Source organism: Lentilactobacillus senioris, from assembly GCF_026798195.1.
GTDB lineage: Bacteria > Bacillota > Bacilli > Lactobacillales > Lactobacillaceae > Lentilactobacillus > Lentilactobacillus senioris_A.
Genome location: NZ_JAPQEZ010000003.1, coordinates 1 through 18,129 on the forward strand (window position 1 = coordinate 1; position 18,129 = coordinate 18,129).

23 protein-coding genes are annotated in these 18,129 nt (G+C 36.3%); 21 read left to right on the forward strand and 2 right to left on the reverse strand.

Going from position 1 to position 18,129, the window contains the following annotated elements; genetic code table 11:
- Positions 1-83: 83 nt before the first annotated feature.
- Positions 84-959 carry a LysR family transcriptional regulator gene (locus OXT66_RS04030; RefSeq protein WP_268595936.1) on the reverse strand — a complete coding sequence of 292 codons (876 nt, stop codon included), beginning with the start codon at positions 957-959 and terminating at the stop codon, positions 84-86.
- Between the two features lie 167 nt (positions 960-1,126).
- Here OXT66_RS04030 and OXT66_RS04035 point away from each other — a divergent pair, with 167 nt between their 5' ends.
- The 21 genes from OXT66_RS04035 (at position 1,127) to OXT66_RS04135 (ending at position 17,456) form a co-directional block, all read left to right on the forward strand.
- On the forward strand, positions 1,127-2,083 hold the full coding sequence (locus OXT66_RS04035) for an alpha/beta hydrolase (RefSeq protein ID WP_268595938.1): 957 nt from the start codon (positions 1,127-1,129) through the stop codon (positions 2,081-2,083).
- Positions 2,084-2,103: 20 nt separating this feature from the next.
- Complete coding sequence (locus OXT66_RS04040; protein WP_268595940.1) at positions 2,104-2,628, forward strand: DapH/DapD/GlmU-related protein; 525 nt, start codon at positions 2,104-2,106, stop codon at positions 2,626-2,628.
- Positions 2,629-2,707: 79 nt separating this feature from the next.
- Entirely contained in the window at positions 2,708-3,130 is a 423-nt protein-coding gene (locus OXT66_RS04045) for a MerR family transcriptional regulator (RefSeq protein ID WP_268595942.1), read from the forward strand.
- A 13-nt stretch (positions 3,131-3,143) separates the two neighbouring features.
- Positions 3,144-3,557, forward strand: a complete 414-nt coding sequence (locus tag OXT66_RS04050; RefSeq protein WP_268595944.1) for a cupin domain-containing protein — start codon at positions 3,144-3,146, stop codon at positions 3,555-3,557.
- Between the two features lie 3 nt (positions 3,558-3,560).
- A complete protein-coding gene (locus tag OXT66_RS04055; protein WP_268595945.1) occupies positions 3,561-3,875 on the forward strand; it encodes a carboxymuconolactone decarboxylase family protein in 315 nt (104 codons plus the stop codon).
- Positions 3,876-3,940: 65 nt separating this feature from the next.
- Positions 3,941-4,990 carry a zinc-binding dehydrogenase gene (locus tag OXT66_RS04060; RefSeq protein ID WP_268595946.1) on the forward strand — a complete coding sequence of 350 codons (1,050 nt, stop codon included), beginning with the start codon at positions 3,941-3,943 and terminating at the stop codon, positions 4,988-4,990.
- A gap of 395 nt (positions 4,991-5,385) precedes the next feature.
- A complete protein-coding gene (locus OXT66_RS04065; protein WP_268595948.1) occupies positions 5,386-6,123 on the forward strand; it encodes a YebC/PmpR family DNA-binding transcriptional regulator in 738 nt (245 codons plus the stop codon).
- A gap of 80 nt (positions 6,124-6,203) precedes the next feature.
- Positions 6,204-7,175 (forward strand): competence type IV pilus ATPase ComGA, encoded by a 972-nt coding sequence (gene comGA, locus OXT66_RS04070; RefSeq protein WP_268595950.1) that lies wholly within the window; start codon positions 6,204-6,206, stop codon positions 7,173-7,175.
- Positions 7,141-8,154, forward strand: coding sequence for a type II secretion system F family protein (locus tag OXT66_RS04075; RefSeq protein ID WP_268595952.1), 1,014 nt, complete (start codon positions 7,141-7,143; stop codon positions 8,152-8,154). Before comGA ends, OXT66_RS04075 begins: the two co-directional genes overlap by 35 nt.
- A complete protein-coding gene (gene comGC, locus OXT66_RS04080) occupies positions 8,154-8,459 on the forward strand; it encodes a competence type IV pilus major pilin ComGC (protein WP_268595954.1) in 306 nt (101 codons plus the stop codon). Before OXT66_RS04075 ends, comGC begins: the two co-directional genes overlap by 1 nt.
- Positions 8,446-8,898: a prepilin-type N-terminal cleavage/methylation domain-containing protein gene (locus OXT66_RS04085; RefSeq protein WP_268595956.1), complete on the forward strand. Its 453-nt coding sequence runs from the start codon at positions 8,446-8,448 to the stop codon at positions 8,896-8,898. Before comGC ends, OXT66_RS04085 begins: the two co-directional genes overlap by 14 nt.
- Entirely contained in the window at positions 8,879-9,085 is a 207-nt protein-coding gene (locus tag OXT66_RS04090; RefSeq protein ID WP_268595958.1) for a type II secretion system protein, read from the forward strand. Before OXT66_RS04085 ends, OXT66_RS04090 begins: the two co-directional genes overlap by 20 nt.
- A complete protein-coding gene (locus OXT66_RS04095) occupies positions 9,075-9,467 on the forward strand; it encodes a ComGF family competence protein (protein ID WP_268595960.1) in 393 nt (130 codons plus the stop codon). Before OXT66_RS04090 ends, OXT66_RS04095 begins: the two co-directional genes overlap by 11 nt.
- Positions 9,468-9,722: 255 nt before the next feature.
- Positions 9,723-10,739, forward strand: a complete 1,017-nt coding sequence (locus tag OXT66_RS04100; RefSeq protein ID WP_268595963.1) for a class I SAM-dependent methyltransferase — start codon at positions 9,723-9,725, stop codon at positions 10,737-10,739.
- A gap of 12 nt (positions 10,740-10,751) precedes the next feature.
- Entirely contained in the window at positions 10,752-11,945 is a 1,194-nt protein-coding gene (locus tag OXT66_RS04105) for an acetate/propionate family kinase (RefSeq protein WP_268595965.1), read from the forward strand.
- 53 nt (positions 11,946-11,998) lie between these two features.
- Positions 11,999-13,369: an amino acid permease gene (locus OXT66_RS04110; RefSeq protein ID WP_268595967.1), complete on the forward strand. Its 1,371-nt coding sequence runs from the start codon at positions 11,999-12,001 to the stop codon at positions 13,367-13,369.
- Positions 13,370-13,437: 68 nt separating this feature from the next.
- Positions 13,438-14,046 (forward strand): metallophosphoesterase, encoded by a 609-nt coding sequence (locus OXT66_RS04115; RefSeq protein ID WP_268595968.1) that lies wholly within the window; start codon positions 13,438-13,440, stop codon positions 14,044-14,046.
- On the forward strand, positions 14,030-15,427 hold the full coding sequence (locus tag OXT66_RS04120) for a bifunctional metallophosphatase/5'-nucleotidase (protein WP_268595969.1): 1,398 nt from the start codon (positions 14,030-14,032) through the stop codon (positions 15,425-15,427). The genes OXT66_RS04115 and OXT66_RS04120 overlap by 17 nt, the downstream gene beginning before the upstream one ends.
- 21 nt (positions 15,428-15,448) lie before the next feature.
- Positions 15,449-16,024, forward strand: a complete 576-nt coding sequence (locus OXT66_RS04125; protein ID WP_268595970.1) for a YutD-like domain-containing protein — start codon at positions 15,449-15,451, stop codon at positions 16,022-16,024.
- A 6-nt stretch (positions 16,025-16,030) separates the two neighbouring features.
- Positions 16,031-16,813: a TIGR01457 family HAD-type hydrolase gene (locus OXT66_RS04130; RefSeq protein ID WP_268595971.1), complete on the forward strand. Its 783-nt coding sequence runs from the start codon at positions 16,031-16,033 to the stop codon at positions 16,811-16,813.
- Position 16,814: 1 nt separating this feature from the next.
- Positions 16,815-17,456: a TIGR01906 family membrane protein gene (locus OXT66_RS04135; protein WP_268595973.1), complete on the forward strand. Its 642-nt coding sequence runs from the start codon at positions 16,815-16,817 to the stop codon at positions 17,454-17,456.
- Between the two features lie 13 nt (positions 17,457-17,469).
- On the opposite strand, the gene OXT66_RS04140 is transcribed toward OXT66_RS04135, so the two are convergent.
- Positions 17,470-18,078: a hypothetical protein gene (locus OXT66_RS04140; RefSeq protein ID WP_268595975.1), complete on the reverse strand. Its 609-nt coding sequence runs from the start codon at positions 18,076-18,078 to the stop codon at positions 17,470-17,472.
- Positions 18,079-18,129: the final 51 nt, after the last annotated feature.

Sequence of the window (18,129 nt, forward strand, 5' to 3'; positions counted from 1 at the left end):
TTTTAGTCATAAAAATACCCCTAAAGTTAAAGTATTTTTACTTCAACTTTAGGGGTATGGCACAATGTGAGAGGGTCTCTTTTTTATAAGCTAGCTTTTAGTTTATTCAAAAATAGGGTTGCCACTGATAATAAGGAATTATTTTTTTGCCAAATTAAAGTTGTTGGTTCAATTTGTTCGGGTTCTAGTGGCCGAAATGTTAATTGAGAATTTTGTTCAACTGAAATCAAATTTTCAAATGCTAATGCCAAGCAACTATGGTTTTGGACCATAATAGCAGCATTGAAAAGTAGGTTATAGGTGCCAATAATATTAATATTATCAGATTCATTGCGCCACCAATCTTCAAATCTTTGTTGTTGGTAGGCTTGTTCAGATAAAATAACTGGTCGATCGTTTAAGTCTTCAGGGGTAATGGTTTGTTTTTCAACTAAAGGATCCTCAATGGGTAAGATAATTCCCCACCTATCAATATCAGGGAGTCTGAGTGAATTATATTGAGTTAATCTTCGTTCGCCCATAATAACTCCGAAATCTAGTGTCCCGGAAACCAATTTATTTTCAATTTCGTCTGCGTCACCACTGTGTAAGTGTATTTTGACATCAGGATGATCTTTTTGAATTGCACTAACTATTTGTAAAATTCTTTTCATGCCATTACTTTCACCCGCCCCAATATCTAATTCTCCGTTGATTAATGAATTGTTGCTTTGTAAAGTAGCTTGAGTTTTATCAACTAAACGTACAATTTCTTTAGCTCGGAACTGTAAGTAACGCCCTTCTTCTGTAAGGGTCATCTCGTGGTAATCTCGATTAAATAATTTAACGCCCAAATCGGTTTCTAAATTACTAATTTGTTTAGATAAATTTGATTGAGAAATATGTAAAGAATTAGCCGCTTTAGACATAGTATGCATTTCGGCAATGATTAAAAAATAACGTAAAACCCTAATATCCATATTAACTACCCACTATCGTTTTTGTTCATAGTATACCATTCAATATCGATATTAGACATTAGTCATTAGAGTGATTAAACTATCTTCAAGTTAAATTATTAACTGATTTAATACAGATTAATTAAGTTTATTTATAAAACCAGAATAATAATTTGGAGGATAGGTTAATGGCTGCTAATTATATTACAGAGTTAAGTACTAACGTTGAAAGAAGACATGTTCGCTATAACAATCGATACGGGATCGCGATTGCGGCAGATATTTATCAAGCTAAAAATTTAGACACTGATCAAAAACATCCGGCTTTGATTGTAGGAGCTCCCTACGGCGGAACTAAAGAACAAGGACCAGCAGTATACGCCAATCAGCTTGCACAGCAGGGATTTGTAGTTTTAACATTTGACCAAGTATACATGGGAGAATCTGGTGGGGAACCAAGACATGTTTCATCTCCGGATTTGTTTGCAGAATCATTCAGTACCGTTGTGGATTATTTGGGTGTGAAAGTACCGTACGTTGATCGTAACAAAATTGGGGTTGTTGGTATTTGTGGTTCTGCTGGTTTCGCGTTATCAGCAGCAGCGGTTGATACCAGAATTAAAGCGGTAGTTACAACGTCTATGTATGATATTACTAACGTCCGTGGAATGATGAATTTATCGAAAGAACAAATTAATGATATGAAAAATCAATTGGTTGAGCAACGTTGGGTTGATTTTGAGAATGGTGACCCCCAATATATTCCTAGCTTCCCAGAAACTCCATATCCTAGTGTGGATGAACTCCTTGAAACTGATCTAATTACTAATGAATGGCAACGATTTTATGCTGTTCCCCGAGGATTCCATCCTAATGCTCGGGGTAATTTTACGACAACTTCTAGTTTAGCCATGTTGCAATTTGATGCTTTAAGATATGTAGACGAGATTAGTCCTAGACCAATTTTATTTATTTATGGTGATAAAGCTCATTCGAGAAGTTTTTCAGAAGTTGCTTATGACAAGGCAGCAGAACCAAAAGAAAAATATATTGTAGAAGACTGTGAACATATTGATTTATATGACAAAGTGGACAAAATTCCATTTGATAAAATTACATCATTTATGAATGAAAATTTGAAATGATTTTTTAAGGAGTAATCTAAATGGTCGAACGAGTAGTGTTAACTGAAAAGCAACAACAACTAATTACTAAAAATAAGCTTTTAATTCAAAAGTTAAATACAGAAGTACATTCAGATGATGAAATTCGAGAAATATTAAGCGAAATTACGGGTAAGATAATAGATTCATCTAATGAAATTAGATTACCATTTTTTACGGACAATGGTTTTAATACACATTTAGGTAAGCATATTTTTATTAATACTGGCGTGACGTTTACGGACTTAGGCGGTATTTATATTGGTGATAACGTGTTGATCGGCCCCGGAGCTAGCCTGCTAAGCGTGAATCATCCGCTAGACCCAGCCCAACGGCACCAATTAGAATTACAAGTCATTCACGTTAAGAAAAACGCCTGGATTGGCGCTGGATCAAGAATTTTACCGGGAGTAACTGTCGGTGAAAATGCAGTGGTGGGTGCCGGAGTAGTGGTTACCAAAGACGTTCCCGCTAATATGGTAGTTGCTGGGGTACCAGCAAAAGTTATTCGCCAAATTGAAAACTAAAGCCTAAATATCAATAGAAATTCTCTTGACTTAGAGTACACTCTAAGTTGTTCAATATAGATATTCATTAGGAGGCGAAATGATGACCCTAGCAAAACATTATAAAATTGGTGAATTTGCTCGGTTGGTAGGTCTATCAACCTATACGTTACGGTATTACGAAACTGAAGGGCTGATTGTGTCCCAACGAGATACCAATGGCGTCCGTTATTATACTGATCAAGATGTTAAATGGTTAGGATTCTTGCTACACCTCAAAGGGACCGGGATGAAAATCACGGATCTGAAAACTTACGTTAGATTACGGGCGCAGGGAGATAGCACCATTATGGAACGCCGCCAGTTATTAGACCGAGTTAAGCAAGAAAGTGAAGCCGAAATTCGAGAACGCCAAAATAATTTGGCCGTGTTGAGTAAAAAAATTGACTGGTATGACGGCAAACTTGATCGATCAATCGATTCTAATGAAAGTTTTGAAGAATATCTCAAACGATTTGAATAAGGGAGTAAGTTCGATGGTAAAAAATGAAAATGTTAAAAATGGAATTATCTTTCCAGTGGGTGAACCTAACGTAGAGTACGGCAAATACTTTGTGGGCCAAAGTTATTTACAGGGATTAGTCAATGATCCTACCGTTAATGTGGGAGTGGGCAACGTAACTTTTGAACCGGGTTGTCGCAACAATTGGCACATTCATCATGATGGTTATCAAATTTTATTAGTTACCGGTGGTGAAGGTTGGTATCAAGAAGCAGGGCAACCTGCTCAACTTCTGCATCCGGGTGACGTGATTGTGACCCATGATTGTGTGAAACACTGGCACGGAGCGACTAAGGACAGTTGGTTTGAACATATCGCAATTACTGCTTGTACTCCGGAATGGTTGGAACCGGTTAGCGATGAAGAATACGATCAATTGGAGGGCTAAATAATGGCAAAGAAACAAACGGCTGGTCGCGATAATTTAGGCGAATTTGCGCCTCAATTTGCGGCTTTAAATGATGATGTTTTGTTCGGAGAAGTTTGGGCCAAAGAGGATGAATTATCAGCCCACGATCGGAGTATGATCACGATTTCAGCGTTAATTTCTGGCGGCAACTTAGAGCAATTACCAGCACACTTAAATATTGGTAAACAAAACGGGATTACTAAAGAAGAAATTGTCGCCATGATCACCCACTTAGCCTTTTATGTGGGCTGGCCGAAAGCTTGGTCAGCTTTTAATTTGGCTAAGGAAATCTGGTAAGAAGTAAACCAATATTAATAAGGTATTTACTTGATTAAACTTATGTTTTAACAGAGGATAACAATATGAAAGCAACTATTTTTGAACAATCAGAATTAGTCCAAGTTGAAGATGTGGATAAACCCACAATTCAAGCTGACGATGATGTCATTATTCGGGTAGTTAGAGCCAGCGTGTGTGGTTCGGATCTGTGGTCATATGCTAATGGTGACGAAAAACCGGCTCATTCCATTAATGATGGTCACGAAGCTATCGGAATTGTGGAAGAAATTGGTTCAGCAATTACGACCGTTAAACCAGGCGATTTCGTGGTTGCACCATTTACCCATGGTTGTGGGGAGTGTGCTGCTTGTCTATCTGGATTTGATGGCACCTGTGATCGGCATCCCGGTTACACTAACTGGTCTAACGGTTTTCAATCAGAATATATCCGGTTTACCTATGCCAATTGGGCATTAATTAAAATTCCGGGCCATCCCGAAGATTACACTGATGGAATGCTTAAATCTCTCTTAACCTTAGCCGATGTTATGCCAACTGGTTACTATGCTGCGCGGTCAGCTAACGTCCAAAAAGGCGATAAAGTCGTCGTGATTGGTGATGGTGCGGTAGGGCAATGTGCCGTGATTGCTGCTAAGATGCGGGGAGCTTCCCAAATCGTATTGATGAGTCGCCATGCAGATCGCCAACAAATGGCCCTTCAATCTGGCGCTACTGCGGTAGTTGCTGAACGGGGCGCTGAAGGAATTGCTAAGGTACGAGAAATTCTAGGTGGCGACGGTGCAGATGCTGCCCTTGAATGTGTCGGAACTGAATCAGCTATTGAACAAGCTCTAGGTGTATTGCATAATGGTGGTCGCGTTGGGTTTGTGGGAGTACCACATTACAACACTCATCCAATTGGCTCAACTTTTGCGCAAAACATTGCGATTGCCGGGGGTTCAGCTTCAGTAACTACTTACGACAAACGCTTTTTGTTAAAAGCAGTATTAGATGGTGACATTAATCCTGGTCGGGTATTTACTAACACTTATGATTTAGTAGACATCAATCAAGCTTATCAAGATATGCAAAACCGTAAAACCATCAAGGCAATGATAAAAGTAGCGGATTAAATAATTAATTAAAATGAAAGAGACCTTCTTGATATGAGAAGATCTCTTTTTATTACCTGACTATATGGGGGGGATTATTAAGAAAGCAATTGATTAACCCAGTCAGTGTAAGGTAGGAAAATAGCATTGTGTTTGGCAAGACTTAAGTGCCTAAGGGAGGGAACTTTCAACGTTAGTTGGTGTTGATAAAGTTAATAATATTAGTAATAGAGTGTAACAGATTCAGATGATATCCAGATGACATCAGTAAGATAACAGTTTAATCTAGATATAGCTTATTAACTTAAATGATAAGCAAGTTAGCTGCTAACCTTGAAACACCGCCATTAGTTTGATAAAATAAACGAGTATGTAAACAGTAAATTAAATTAATTAAGAAAAGAGTTGTTTTAGATATGTCAGGACATTCAAAGTGGCATAACATCCAAGGCCGTAAAAACGCCCAAGATGCAAAACGTGGAAAAATTTTCCAAAAAATCTCTCGTGATCTTTATCAAGCTGCCAAAGCAGGTGGCGTAGACCCAGATAGTAACGCTCAACTTCGGCTTGTTATGGAAAAGGCTAAAGCAGCTAACATGCCTAAAGATAATGTACAACGTGCATTGGATAAGGCTTCTGGTGTTGGTGGTGCTAAGTTCGAAGAAATTACTTACGAAGGATATGGACCTGGTGGGACTGCTATCATGGTTTCTGCCTTAACTGACAACAAGAACCGGACTGCAGCTGCCGTTCGTTCCGCCTTTACTCACCACGGTGGTTCATTAGGAGCCAGTGGTTCTGTTTCATACATGTTCAATCGTCAAGGATACATTGTTATCTTGCGTGATGGTTTGGATACTGATGAAGACACTATGTTGATGGCTGCTTTAGATGCTGGTGCAGATGACATGAAGACTTCAGATGAAGTTTTTGAAATTTACACTGATCCTTCAGCATTACCAGCTGTTCGGGATGCTTTACAAGCTGATGGGTATGATTTGGATACTGCTGAAGTAACTATGTTCCCAGAAAATACTACTGAAGTTCCTGAAGGCAAAGTTTCCCAATATACTGGCTTAGTTGATGAATTGTCAGAAAACGATGACGTTCAAGACGTTTATGAAGCTGCTACGCTTCCTGAAGACGCCGAATAATATATTTTATAATTAAGAACCAATTGGATTAATTCCAATTGGTTCTTTTTTTCGTATGTACCTATTAAAGGAGTGAAACTATGATAGTGGAACATGCGTTTAACACATTAATGAAGGAAGCCGTTCAAAAAAGAATTAGTGACATTTATTTACTCCCACAAGGAGATAAATATTTCATTAAAATGCGGTGGCAAAATGAAATTGTATTGCACACAACGATGACAATCATTGATGGCCATAAATGGTTAAACTATTGTAAATTTCAAGCTGATATGGCAATTAGTGAACATCGTAGGCCTCAAGTTGGAGCCCTTAATTGGTATGACGATAATCAAAGTTATTCTCTAAGATTATCTACTGTGGGAGATTTTAATGCTCATGAAACATTAGTAATCCGTATTATCTATCCGTTAACTGCGATTCAAAAAAGCATTTATTTACCAGAACATATAGCTCATTTACGAGATTTAGTTGCTCAACGAGGATTAATTTTATTTGCGGGTCCCACCGGATCGGGGAAAACAACTTCTATTTATCAGATGGCTCAACAATATGCTAATGATAATTTGGTGATGACAATTGAGGACCCGGTTGAAATTTTGGAACCCAGATTTTTACAACTGCAAGTTAATGATAAGGCCGATATGGGATATGAGGAGCTGATTAAGGTGGGGTTACGTCACCGTCCAGATATCTTTATTATTGGTGAAATTCGCGATTTCAATACGGCCAATGCCGCTATTCAATCAGCACTTAGTGGCCACTTAGTTTTTAGTACGGTTCATGCACAAAGCCCATTAGGAATTATTAAACGACTCAGACAATTAGGGATTGACTCTGATTTTATTAGTCAGGCTGTTACTGGGGTAGTTTACCAACGCCTAATTCCCAATCAGCAACAACAATTAAAAGCCTTAATGGCTATTAAGGAACCAAATGAACTATATGGAAAAAGTGAATATGATTGGCTGAGCTGGCAACAAAATCTTACAGCGTTAGTAAAACGGGGTGAAATTGATGAACAAAATATTGAAAAGTATTGGTGGGGTTAAGCTTTCTAAAGAATCACAAAATCAACTTTTTAGTAAATTGGCAGATCTACTGATTATTGGATTTTCATTAAACCAGGGACTGAAATTTATTGGCCAAATTTATCCTAAGTTAGCTGATGCCACTCAACAAATTATGGAACGACTAAAATCGGGAGTTTCGTTTGCCCAATCGTGTACTGATTTGGTTGCTGATGAAGTTGTTGATCAATTAAGCATTGCTGAACAACATGGGCAACTACAAGCCACGTTAGAACAACTAGCCCAGTTTAATTTTCAGCGAATTGAGCAGCGAAAGAAAATTAAGGCATTATTAGTTTACCCGTTAGTATTGATGCTGATTTTATTGATATTACTGGTATTAATTCATAGTATTCTTTTGCCTCAGCTAAGTGAACTTAACGCAGGGAATGAAGAAGTCTCCAAACATCATGCAGGTATATGGATAGTTAGTGGCCTATTATTGAATTTTAGCGTGTTAATTTGGTTTTTACTTAAAAGATTACCGGTAACTAGACGTTATGGAATTTTAATGAAAATTCCATTAATAGGAAAATTAGTTCGCCAGTATACTAATTATTATTTAGCATCTAATCTGGCCATTTTGTTAGAGAACGGATTAACTAGTAAGGATATCTTAGCCGTGGTTCAACAATTTAAACCTAATTCTTTGCTCTATGAATTGGGTGGTGAAATTGCTGGTCATTTACAAAACGGTGATAGTTATAATGTCTCATTGTTTCACCACTCGTTAATAGATTCAGAGTTAATTTCGTTGCTTGATGGTGGAGAAACTATTTCAGAAATGGCAAGATTAATGACCGCCTATGCCCAACTAGTATTTAATAATTTGATTCGTGATTCTAATAAATTAATTTCGTTAATTCAGCCAACCGTGTTTATCGTGATTGGTTTGGTAGTAACAATTTCTTATTTACAAATTTTAATGCCAATTTATCAATCTATAAGGGGGCTTTACTGATGAAAATCAGCAGAAATAAGAAAGCGTTTACATTGATAGAAATGACAATTGTTCTTTTTGTGATTTCTTTGCTAATTTTGATTATTATTCCCAATCTTACAAATCAACGGAAAAATGCAGAAACTATTCATACAGGAGCAATGACTTCAATTATCCAATCTCAAATTGACGCCTATCTTAATGTATATCCAGCGGATATCAATGTTACTTACGCAGAACTACAAAAAAAGGGATATTTAACTAAAAAACAAGTTCAAAAGGCCAAATCGGAGGGCATTAGGATCAAAGATAATGAAGCTAAATAAAAGAAAACCGGGATTTACATTGGTGGAAACTATCTGTGCCATGACGATTACAGTTTTAGTTTTGGGAATTGGATTAACTTTAAACTCCATTACCAATCAAAAACAGGTATTAGCTGAGCAACGTTTTTTTGAAACTCTTAAAACCACTATAGCTGAAAGTAGTACTTCTGCACGAATATATAGAGTAGAGTTAAGAATTACCTTTAGAAAAGATAGTGATGTATTGGTTCAAATCAAAGAAAAACGTACAACTGTTATCAGAGTTATTCCTATTCCTAGGACCATTAAATTGATCGGGAGTCATGTAGTTGTAATTACAACTACTGGTTTTATTAGTCCGCAAACTATTCACTGGTATAGTTCCAAAGGACAGTTAAAATATTCACAAAAATTTCAGTTGGGATGGAGTGGATTTAAACTTGAAAAAAAGGATGTGTGATGGATTTACTACCGCTGATTCATTAATTGGATTAACGATTATTGTTATGTTTAGCTTACTTTATAGTGAAGTAACTGGGGTAATGAACCAAAAAATTGACCAGCAAGAAACTCAAATGCAAAAGGCACGGACAGCATATGAACTTAAACAAAGTGAACAAAAAAACAGGTTTTTTAATGATCGATAGCATTATCGGGTTGTTGATTTGTGGAATGGGAGTTTGGCTTATTTACTTTGTCGTCCAGAGTCTTACTAATTCACAATATGATTACCGATTAGATTATCAGCTTTTTTTACAAACTATAGAGAGTGACGAATTTAAATTTCAGCTGGAAAAGGTTGATGCTGAAACTATTCATTTTTATAGTCCTAAAACTAATAAAAAATACCGACTATCAAAATATAACGATACATTAAGACTTCAAGGTGCAACTAAAGGGCATCTACCAGTACTAGAGCATGTGAAAAAAGTTCATTGGGAATCACAAAGTAAATCACAAGTTTTAATAAAAGGAGAATTTGATAATGGTGAAACATTTTCATCCAGTTCAATTTTTGATAAAACCTAAAAGTAGGGGATCTTTAACTGTGGCAGCTATTATTTTTGTTAGTATAATAATGGTCTTTATCATCTTACAATGTGTTGTTTTTGCTAGTAAATTAAATACAATTGATGAAATTACAAGACAATATTTAAATTAAAATCAAGAAAAATGGTACCCCTTTCATCGCTTTTGGCATAGTATTTTTATCGGGGTTGGTCTTGAATTATACCCCCTATATCTGGTACTATTTACTGTGGTACTTTAATTACTGAAAAGGAGTTGATTGTCCTGGCGGAAAAACAAATCCAAGAATTATTTCAAATTCTTGATGACTCTTCACTTTTTCTCCAAGAAAAACTAGATCTTTCATACATTGATTCATTAATTGAAAGCCTAGATATCATTCAAAATGTGAATGATATTGAAGGGATTGAGGGACTATCAGCACAAGATTTTGAAAATTTCACAAGCAAAATGAAAAGCTTTGATCTTCAAAACCTCTCTGCAGAAGATGCCCGTAAAACAATTCAAATGACTATGCTAAAGGCAATTAAACAAGATAATCTTCAGGCCAACTATCAAATTACGCCCGATACTATTGCCGGCTTATTTAGCTATTTGATTAGTGGGCTGTCTAAAAAAGACACTGAAATCAGTCTCTTAGACCCTGCAGTGGGTTCTGGAAATCTGTTAGCTTCGGTAGTTAATTATTTACGAGCAGCCGGCAAAGACGTAGTTGCTACGGGATTAGAAAATGATGATGCTTTAGCAGATGTAGCTAGCTTAAACTTTGAACTGCAACGTTCTGAAGTCAATCTATATCATGAAGATACTATCCAAGATGTGGTGGCTGGAAACGTAGATTACGTTATTTCTGATCTACCGGTTGGATATTATCCAATTGATGATAACGTAGTTCGCTTCAAAACAAAGGCTAAAAAAGGCCATTCGTATTTGCATCATTTGTTAATTGAATTTGGGATGGAGCATGTTAATCCTGGAGGATTTGGACTCTTTTTAATTCCTAGTGACATCTTTAAGGACAAAGAAGCTCAGGCTTTACTTGAGTGGGTAAAAGAATCCGTCTACTTACAAGGTATTTTGAATTTACCAACTGAATTATTTCAGAATAAGGCCGCTGCAAAATCTATTTTGATTTTACAAAAACCTGGTAAAGGCGCTAAGCAAGTAAGCCAAGTGATGCTAGGAGAATTTCCATCCTTCAAGGATCCAGCAGCAATGAAACGATTCCTAACAGAAATTGATGATTGGGAACTAAAAAATTTAAATAATTAGGAGAATTTAGTCATGGGAAAATCAATTGCTATTAACGCAGGGAGTTCAACTTTAAAATTTAAGCTTTATGAAATGCCATCAGAAGAAGTTATTACTAGTGGTGCCATTGATCGAATCGGTTTGGGTGATTCTGATGTTACTATTAAGTATGGAGACGGCGAAAAGTTTTCAGAAACTATGAACATCCAAAACCATGAAGAAGCAATTCAATTATTGTTAGATAAACTACTTAGCTTAAAAATTATTAATGATTATAGTGAAATCACTGGTGTTGGTCACCGAGTGGTTGCTGGTGGTGAATACTTTACGGATTCCGTTGTGATTGATGATGAAGTATTGGCTAAAATTGAAGATTTAGTTGAATTTGCTCCGTTGCATGAACCAGCTAATATTATGGGAATTAAAGCTTTTAAGAAAATATTGCCAGATGTTATTAGCGTAGCGGTATTTGATACTTCATTCCACACTACACTTCCAGAAACTAATTATATGTATAGTTTGCCATATGAATACTACGAAAAATATCGTGCTCGTAAATATGGCGCTCATGGTACAAGTTACCGTTACGTTTCTGCCCGAGCTGCTGCTATGTTAGACAAGCCTATTGAAGATCTTAAAATGATTATCATGCACTTGGGAGCAGGTGCTTCATTAGATGCTATTAAAGGCGGTAAATCTTTCGATACTTCCATGGGATTCACTCCGGTAACTGGAATTACTATGGCAACTCGTTCTGGAGATGTTGATCCTTCAGTATTACAATACATCATGCAAAAAGAAGACATCTCTGATTTTGATGATGTGATTGACATTTTGAACCATAAATCTGGTTTACTTGGTATTTCTGGTGTTTCTGCTGATATGCGTGATATTGAAAAGAAAGCTGGAGAAGGGGATCATCGTTCACAATTAGCCCACGATATCTTTATTAACCGAGTAGTACGTTATGTTGGTAGTTATATTGCTGAAATGGGTGGCGTAGACGCAATTATCTTCACCGCCGGAATTGGTGAAAACGATAAAGGGATTCGAGCAGAATTAGCTGAAAAATTGGCTTGTTTCGGAGTTAAAATTGATGAAGCTAAAAATGATATTCGCGGAGAAGAACGAGATTTAAGTGCTGCTGATGCATCTGTTAAAACTTTATTGATTCCTACTGATGAAGAAGTAATGATTGTTCGTGATATTGAACGTTTAAGAAAATAATATTAATAAAAAAATATGCTATCATTATTTAAAAGTTAAGAGGTGAGATAGTTATGGAAAATAATTCTAATAACCAGCAACTATCACGGGAATTAAAGAATCGCCATGTTCAATTGATTGCCTTAGGGGGAACCATTGGAACAGGGCTGTTCTTAGGTGCTGGTGAATCAATTCACCTAGCTGGGCCGGCCATTTTAATTTCGTATATTATTGCCGGAATTGCATGTTTCTTTTTGATGCGAGCATTAGGTGAATTATTACTTTCTGATTTAGGAACCAATTCATTTGTTGATTTTATTCGAAAATACTTAGGAGATAAAGCAGGCTTTGTAGTTGGTTGGACATATTGGACTTGCTGGATTTCCATTGCAATGGCTGAGTTAACGGCTGCCGGATTATATGTTCAAATGTGGTTTCCGCATGTACCAGTCTGGGTAACTGCTTTGGTATTATTGGCCATTTTGTTCGCAATGAACATTTTTACTGTTTCTGCATTTGGCGAAACCGAATTTTGGTTTTCTATTATCAAGATTGTAGCAATTATGGGTTTGATTATTGCTGGAATAGTGATGGTGTTAATGAGTTATAAAACACCATTTGGCCATGCTAGTGTGAATAATTTAGTGTCTAACGGCTTCTTTGCTCACGGTGCTAAAGGATTTCTCCTTTCGTTTCAAATGGTACTTTTTAGTTTTGCTGGTGTGGAAATGATTGGTATGACCGCTTCTGAAACTAAAGACCCAGAAGTAATTATCCCTAAGAGTATTAATGAAGTTCCTCAACGGGTTATCATTTTTTATATTGGGTCGTTGTTAGCGATTATGTGTATTTATCCTTGGCAGCAAGTTTCTCCGGATTCTAGTCCTTTTGTTCAAGTTTTTTCTGGAATTGGAATCCAATCTGCAGCTGCGATTATTAACTTTGTTGTTTTAACTGCGGCGGCTTCTTCATGTAATAGTGCTATTTTTACGACTGGTCGGATGATTTTTTCAATGAATTACAATGCTAAATCAAAGTTTGGCAAGCAATTAGGTTCTTTATCATTAAGACAAATTCCACGTAACGGAATTATTTTCTCCACTTTAATAATCGCTTTGATTATTATTTTGGGTATTTTCTTACCTGGGAACTTGTTTACCTTTATATCTAGTGTTGCTACCACTTGTTTCTTATTTGTTTGGGGCATGATAGTGATTGCCCATTTAAGGTACCGAAAGTCAGTTAAGCAGAATAATGGTGAGGCTCAGTTGAAATTTAAAATGCCATTATTTCCATTGTCGGATTACTTTGTTTTATTGTTTTATGCGGCAGTGTTAGTGGTCCTTATGATGCGGCTTAATACTTTGATCGCATTAATTGGTTCGATCATTTGGTTAGCAATTTTATGGATTATTTCAATCTTTCGAAAAAATAATCAAGTTTAGACGGTGGACGATGGTCTCACCGTTTTTTTAATGGTATCATCAATTTAGTTAGTAAAGGAGGGGCGCAAATGCAGTATTTTACTTCGGATACTCATTTTTTTCATGATCAATTGGTGGGCGTGAACGATTTTTCCAATCGTGATTTTATCGATGCTGCTGACATGAATGAAATAATTATGCATAATTGGAATGAAAAAGTGAGTCCTAACGATACAGTTTATCATTTGGGTGATATTGCGATGCTGCATACCAAACCAAGTAAATTAGCAAATGAACGGATATTTGAAATTTTAAGTCGGTTAAACGGTCATTTAGTGCTGATAAAAGGTAATCACGATAGTCGTGAGCTATTTAAGTATTTAGACCGACATAATTTTTTAATAGCGGGCAAACCTAAATTTGAGTTTCATGATGTTGGCGTGCTGATTAAAATGAATCACCGCCAATATTATTTAACCCACTATCCAATGATGCTAGGAATTGTTAAACAAATTATTAATGTACACGGTCATTTGCATCGGTATACAGTGCCAATTAAAGAAAATATTAATGTGGGTCCCGACTCAAGAGACCTGGACTTTTTAAAAACTGCAGTTCCATTTGGGGCACCACTATCAGCCATGGAACTAGAAGAAATTGTAATTCATAAGGGGATCGATTTTGCTAAACGAAGATAATCACGAAACCATTTCTATTTTTCATACTAATGATTTTCATTCGCATTTTGCTAACTGGCCAAAAATTAAACGGTATATTCTATCCGGCAAGAAAAAAGAACGTGCCATAGGAAACACCGTTTTAACTTTTGATATTGGTGACTTTATGGATCGGTTTGAGCCCTTAACAGAGGCAACTAATGGTAAGGCCGGTATTCAATTCATGAATGAGTTAGATTATGACGGGGTAACCATCGGTAACAATGAGGGGTTAACCAATTCTAAGCAACAGTTAGACCAATTATATGAAGATGCTAACTTTGATGTTTTGTTAGCTAACTTGAAGGATCCATACACTAATGCTTTGCCCAAATGGGCTAATGAAGCCAAATTAATTGTTACCCCGCAACATACCAGAATTTTAGTATTTGGAATGACCGCTCCTTATTCTAGTACTTATCCTAAGTTAGGATGGGAAGTTAAAGACGTTTATCAAACCACGGAGCGGTTGTTAGCTAAATATGAGGATCAATACGATATTTGTATTTTGTTGTCTCATTTAGGTTTGCCAACTGATCGCGAATTGGCAAAACAATTTCCAGCAATTAACTTAATTTTGGGTGGACATACGCATCACTTGTTAATGAATGGAGAGTTAGTTAATCAAACGATGTTGGCGGCTGCTCAAAAATGGGGCAATTATGTGGGGCACGTCACACTAACGTTGGCTAATCATCAAATTACTGAACAAAACGTTAGCGTTCAAGAAGTAGCTGCTTTACCCTCTGAACCAGCTGACTTAAAAGCGATTAATAAAACTTTTAGTATGGGCACTGCTTTGCTTGCTTCACAAAAAGTGGCTCAATTAGATCATTCGGTAAAGACTCAATTATTGGGATCTTCGGAAATGGTTGATTTAAGCCTAGCTGCTTTACAATCAAAGGCACATACCGACAGCGCTATTATCAATACCGGACTTTTTTTGAAAGATTTACCCGCTGGAGTGATCGATGAAAATCAAATTCATGATGTTTTACCTCACGCCATGCAAGTTATGAAGGTGACTTTAGATGGTTACAATCTTTGGCGGTTAATCCAAGAGATGGAAAAAAATCGCAACTTCTTGTTACGCTATCCGCAAAAAGGGATGGGATTTCGGGGGAAGGTTTTTGGAGAACTTCACTATCGAGGGATTGAATATCAAAAATCTACGGGAGAAGTATGGTGGCACGGTGAACCCCTTGATCCCAATCGAAATTACGAAGTAGCAATGTTAGATCATTACCTGTATATTCCATTTTTTCCAACTATTCAAATTTGTGGTAAAAATGACATTTACTTTGATGAAAATTTACGACAGGTATTTGCTCGCTATTTAAGTGAACAATTTCCCATTAAGTAAGTGAAGTGAAACGGAGCGATTATGGATAAAAATGAATTAAAGAACTTAATTGAAGAACGAAATGAAAAACGCAAACCACTAGTTAAAATTACTTTTGAAGATTTGACTTCCTTTTCTATTAATGACCATCAATACAAAATGATTAGCGATCATAATAATAGTTTTGACGTTCATCAGTTTGAAATGACGTTTAATTCGTCGTTTAGTAAATTTGATTATATTGTCGGTCAATTATTTGACGACCAATTGCGTTTGAGGGGTTTCTATGATGCTGGTCGAGAAAATGCCGATGGACCATTTATTGATCAATTAAATGATATTTTAGTCGAGCAACTTATTTTTAGTGATGATCTTTATATTATTCAAAATCTAGAACCTAGGCCCATTCCAGTTCCTAGAAGTAATTCCAGACGTCGTCGTTCTAGAAGAGGCCGGCAACGAAATCGGCGTAGTAATGCTGACAATAAGAATGGCGGCTTTAAGACTACTACCACTAAAGTTCAAAATAATGAAGGAAAACGCAAGATGGTAGTCAAAGAAAAACGTAAAACTGGCAACCATGATTTTGTGATTAAGGAAAACAAGAAGGGAAAATAATTAACTATGAAGCAATATCGAGGATACATGATTGACCTTGATGGTACCGTTTATGCGGGAACTAAAAAAATTCCGGCTGCTAAAAGATTTATTGAACGATTACAACAAAAACAAATTCCATTTTTATTTGTTACTAATAATTCTACGCAATTACCCGACGCAGTAGCTGCTAATCTAGCTAATAATCACGATATTCATGTGGATGCTAATAACGTTTATACGTCTGGAATGGCTACGGTAGATTATTTAAATCAAGAAACTAAGGATTGGCCAATTGAAGACAAAACAGTATTGGTGGTGGGAGAATACGGTTTAAAACAAGTTATTTTGCAGGCAGGTTATACACTAGCCATTGATAATCCAGCGTTTACAGTGGTGGGATTAGATTCTGACTTGACCTATGAAAAACTTACCCAAGCCGTGTTAGCCATTAGAAATGGTTCTCAATTTGTTGGGACTAACCCAGATACCAATATTCCTAAAGAACGGGGCTTATTGCCAGGAGCAGGAGCAGTGGTTGATTTTGTTCGTTATGCTACTCAAAAAGAGCCAATAATGATTGGCAAACCGCAGGCTCAAATTATTAATACGGCCCTAAAACGAATGGATTTGACGGCAGAAGAAGTTGTAATGGTAGGAGATAATTACAATACCGATATTAAAGCTGGAATTAATGCTAATGTGGACACGCTATTAGTTTATACGGGAGTTTCAACACCGGAATTGGTGGCTCAAGAAAAAATTCAACCAACTAATTTTGTTAATAGTTTGGATGAGTGGGAAGTTTAAAATGATTAAACGTAGCTTGCAGGCCGTTACCATTTTTTTATTTATGATTTCACTAGCTATATTTATTACAGTGAATTCAGTTTGGTTGTTTAGAATTTCCATTCCAATATTTGGGTTAACGGACTTAACGGGGCTGTATGTGCCACAGATGATGCATGAATATTTAAAAATGATTGGGTATTTGCAATTACCTTGGCAATCAGCTTTGCATTTTGATTTTTTTGCTAGTTCTGCACAGGGACTGCAACATTTTAAAGATGTTCGTTCACTAGTAATGGTTAATAATGCCGTAATGATAATTTCTGGAATTGCTAGCGGCTTAATCTTAGGGCAATTGGTTCAAACTAAACGTTTATATAATTTATTGAATCCACTAAGATTATTGATAGCAATGTTAGTTGCGGTTGCTGGAATAATGGCAGTCAACTTTGATCAGGCTTTTGTCTGGTTTCACCAATTATTTTTTAGAAACAATTATTGGCTTTTTGATCCTAATCAAGATGAAGTAATTAATATGCTACCTGATGGTTTTTTTGCTCTATGCTTTTTATTTTTTGGTGTATTAGTTGCAGCCGAAATTTTGGGACTATGGCTTATGATTCGCCACCAACTTAATGAAATGAAGACAGAAAAAAAGGACTGAATTTCAGTCCTTTTTAGTTGGCTTTTTGAGTGGTGTCTAAAATCGTATGGCCGTTGTAAATGATTAAAAACGGAAAGGTAGTTGAACCAGATTTAAATTGATATTCTAAATATGAATTTGCTTTTCCATGGTCATGAGCCAATTTTTGTGATTGCAAAATAGCTTGCTTTTTAAACCGATTCCAAGTATCCCGACCACCATCGGCAGTTAGTGCATCTGTAAATGAAGATTCATTATCAATGTTAATCTGAAATAAATTAAGCTGTTTATTCCAAGTTACTTTAGCATTACCGTACTGTTCAGAGGCGTATAGGTTATTTTTCATATCAGCTGCTAATTGTGGCTGATCCATAAATACGTACTTATGAAGAGGTAGGTAGATGATGAGTAAACAAGCAATGATAGCTGTCCAAAACCACCAACGAGTGTAAAAAGCCTTTTTCTTATGATCTTCAAATTCATCTTCTGATTCTAATGATGAATCTGTATCAGTACTAACCGTTTTTTTTAAATCTGATTTTGCAGTTATTGACGGTTGGGTGGCACCACAGTATTCACAGTATTCATCTGTAGCTTTAATATTTTGGTCACATTGAATACACTGTTTTGTTTCGTTGTTCAAGGTAATTCCCCCAAAAATTTAGTTAATTATTATTTTAAACTTTTAGAGGAT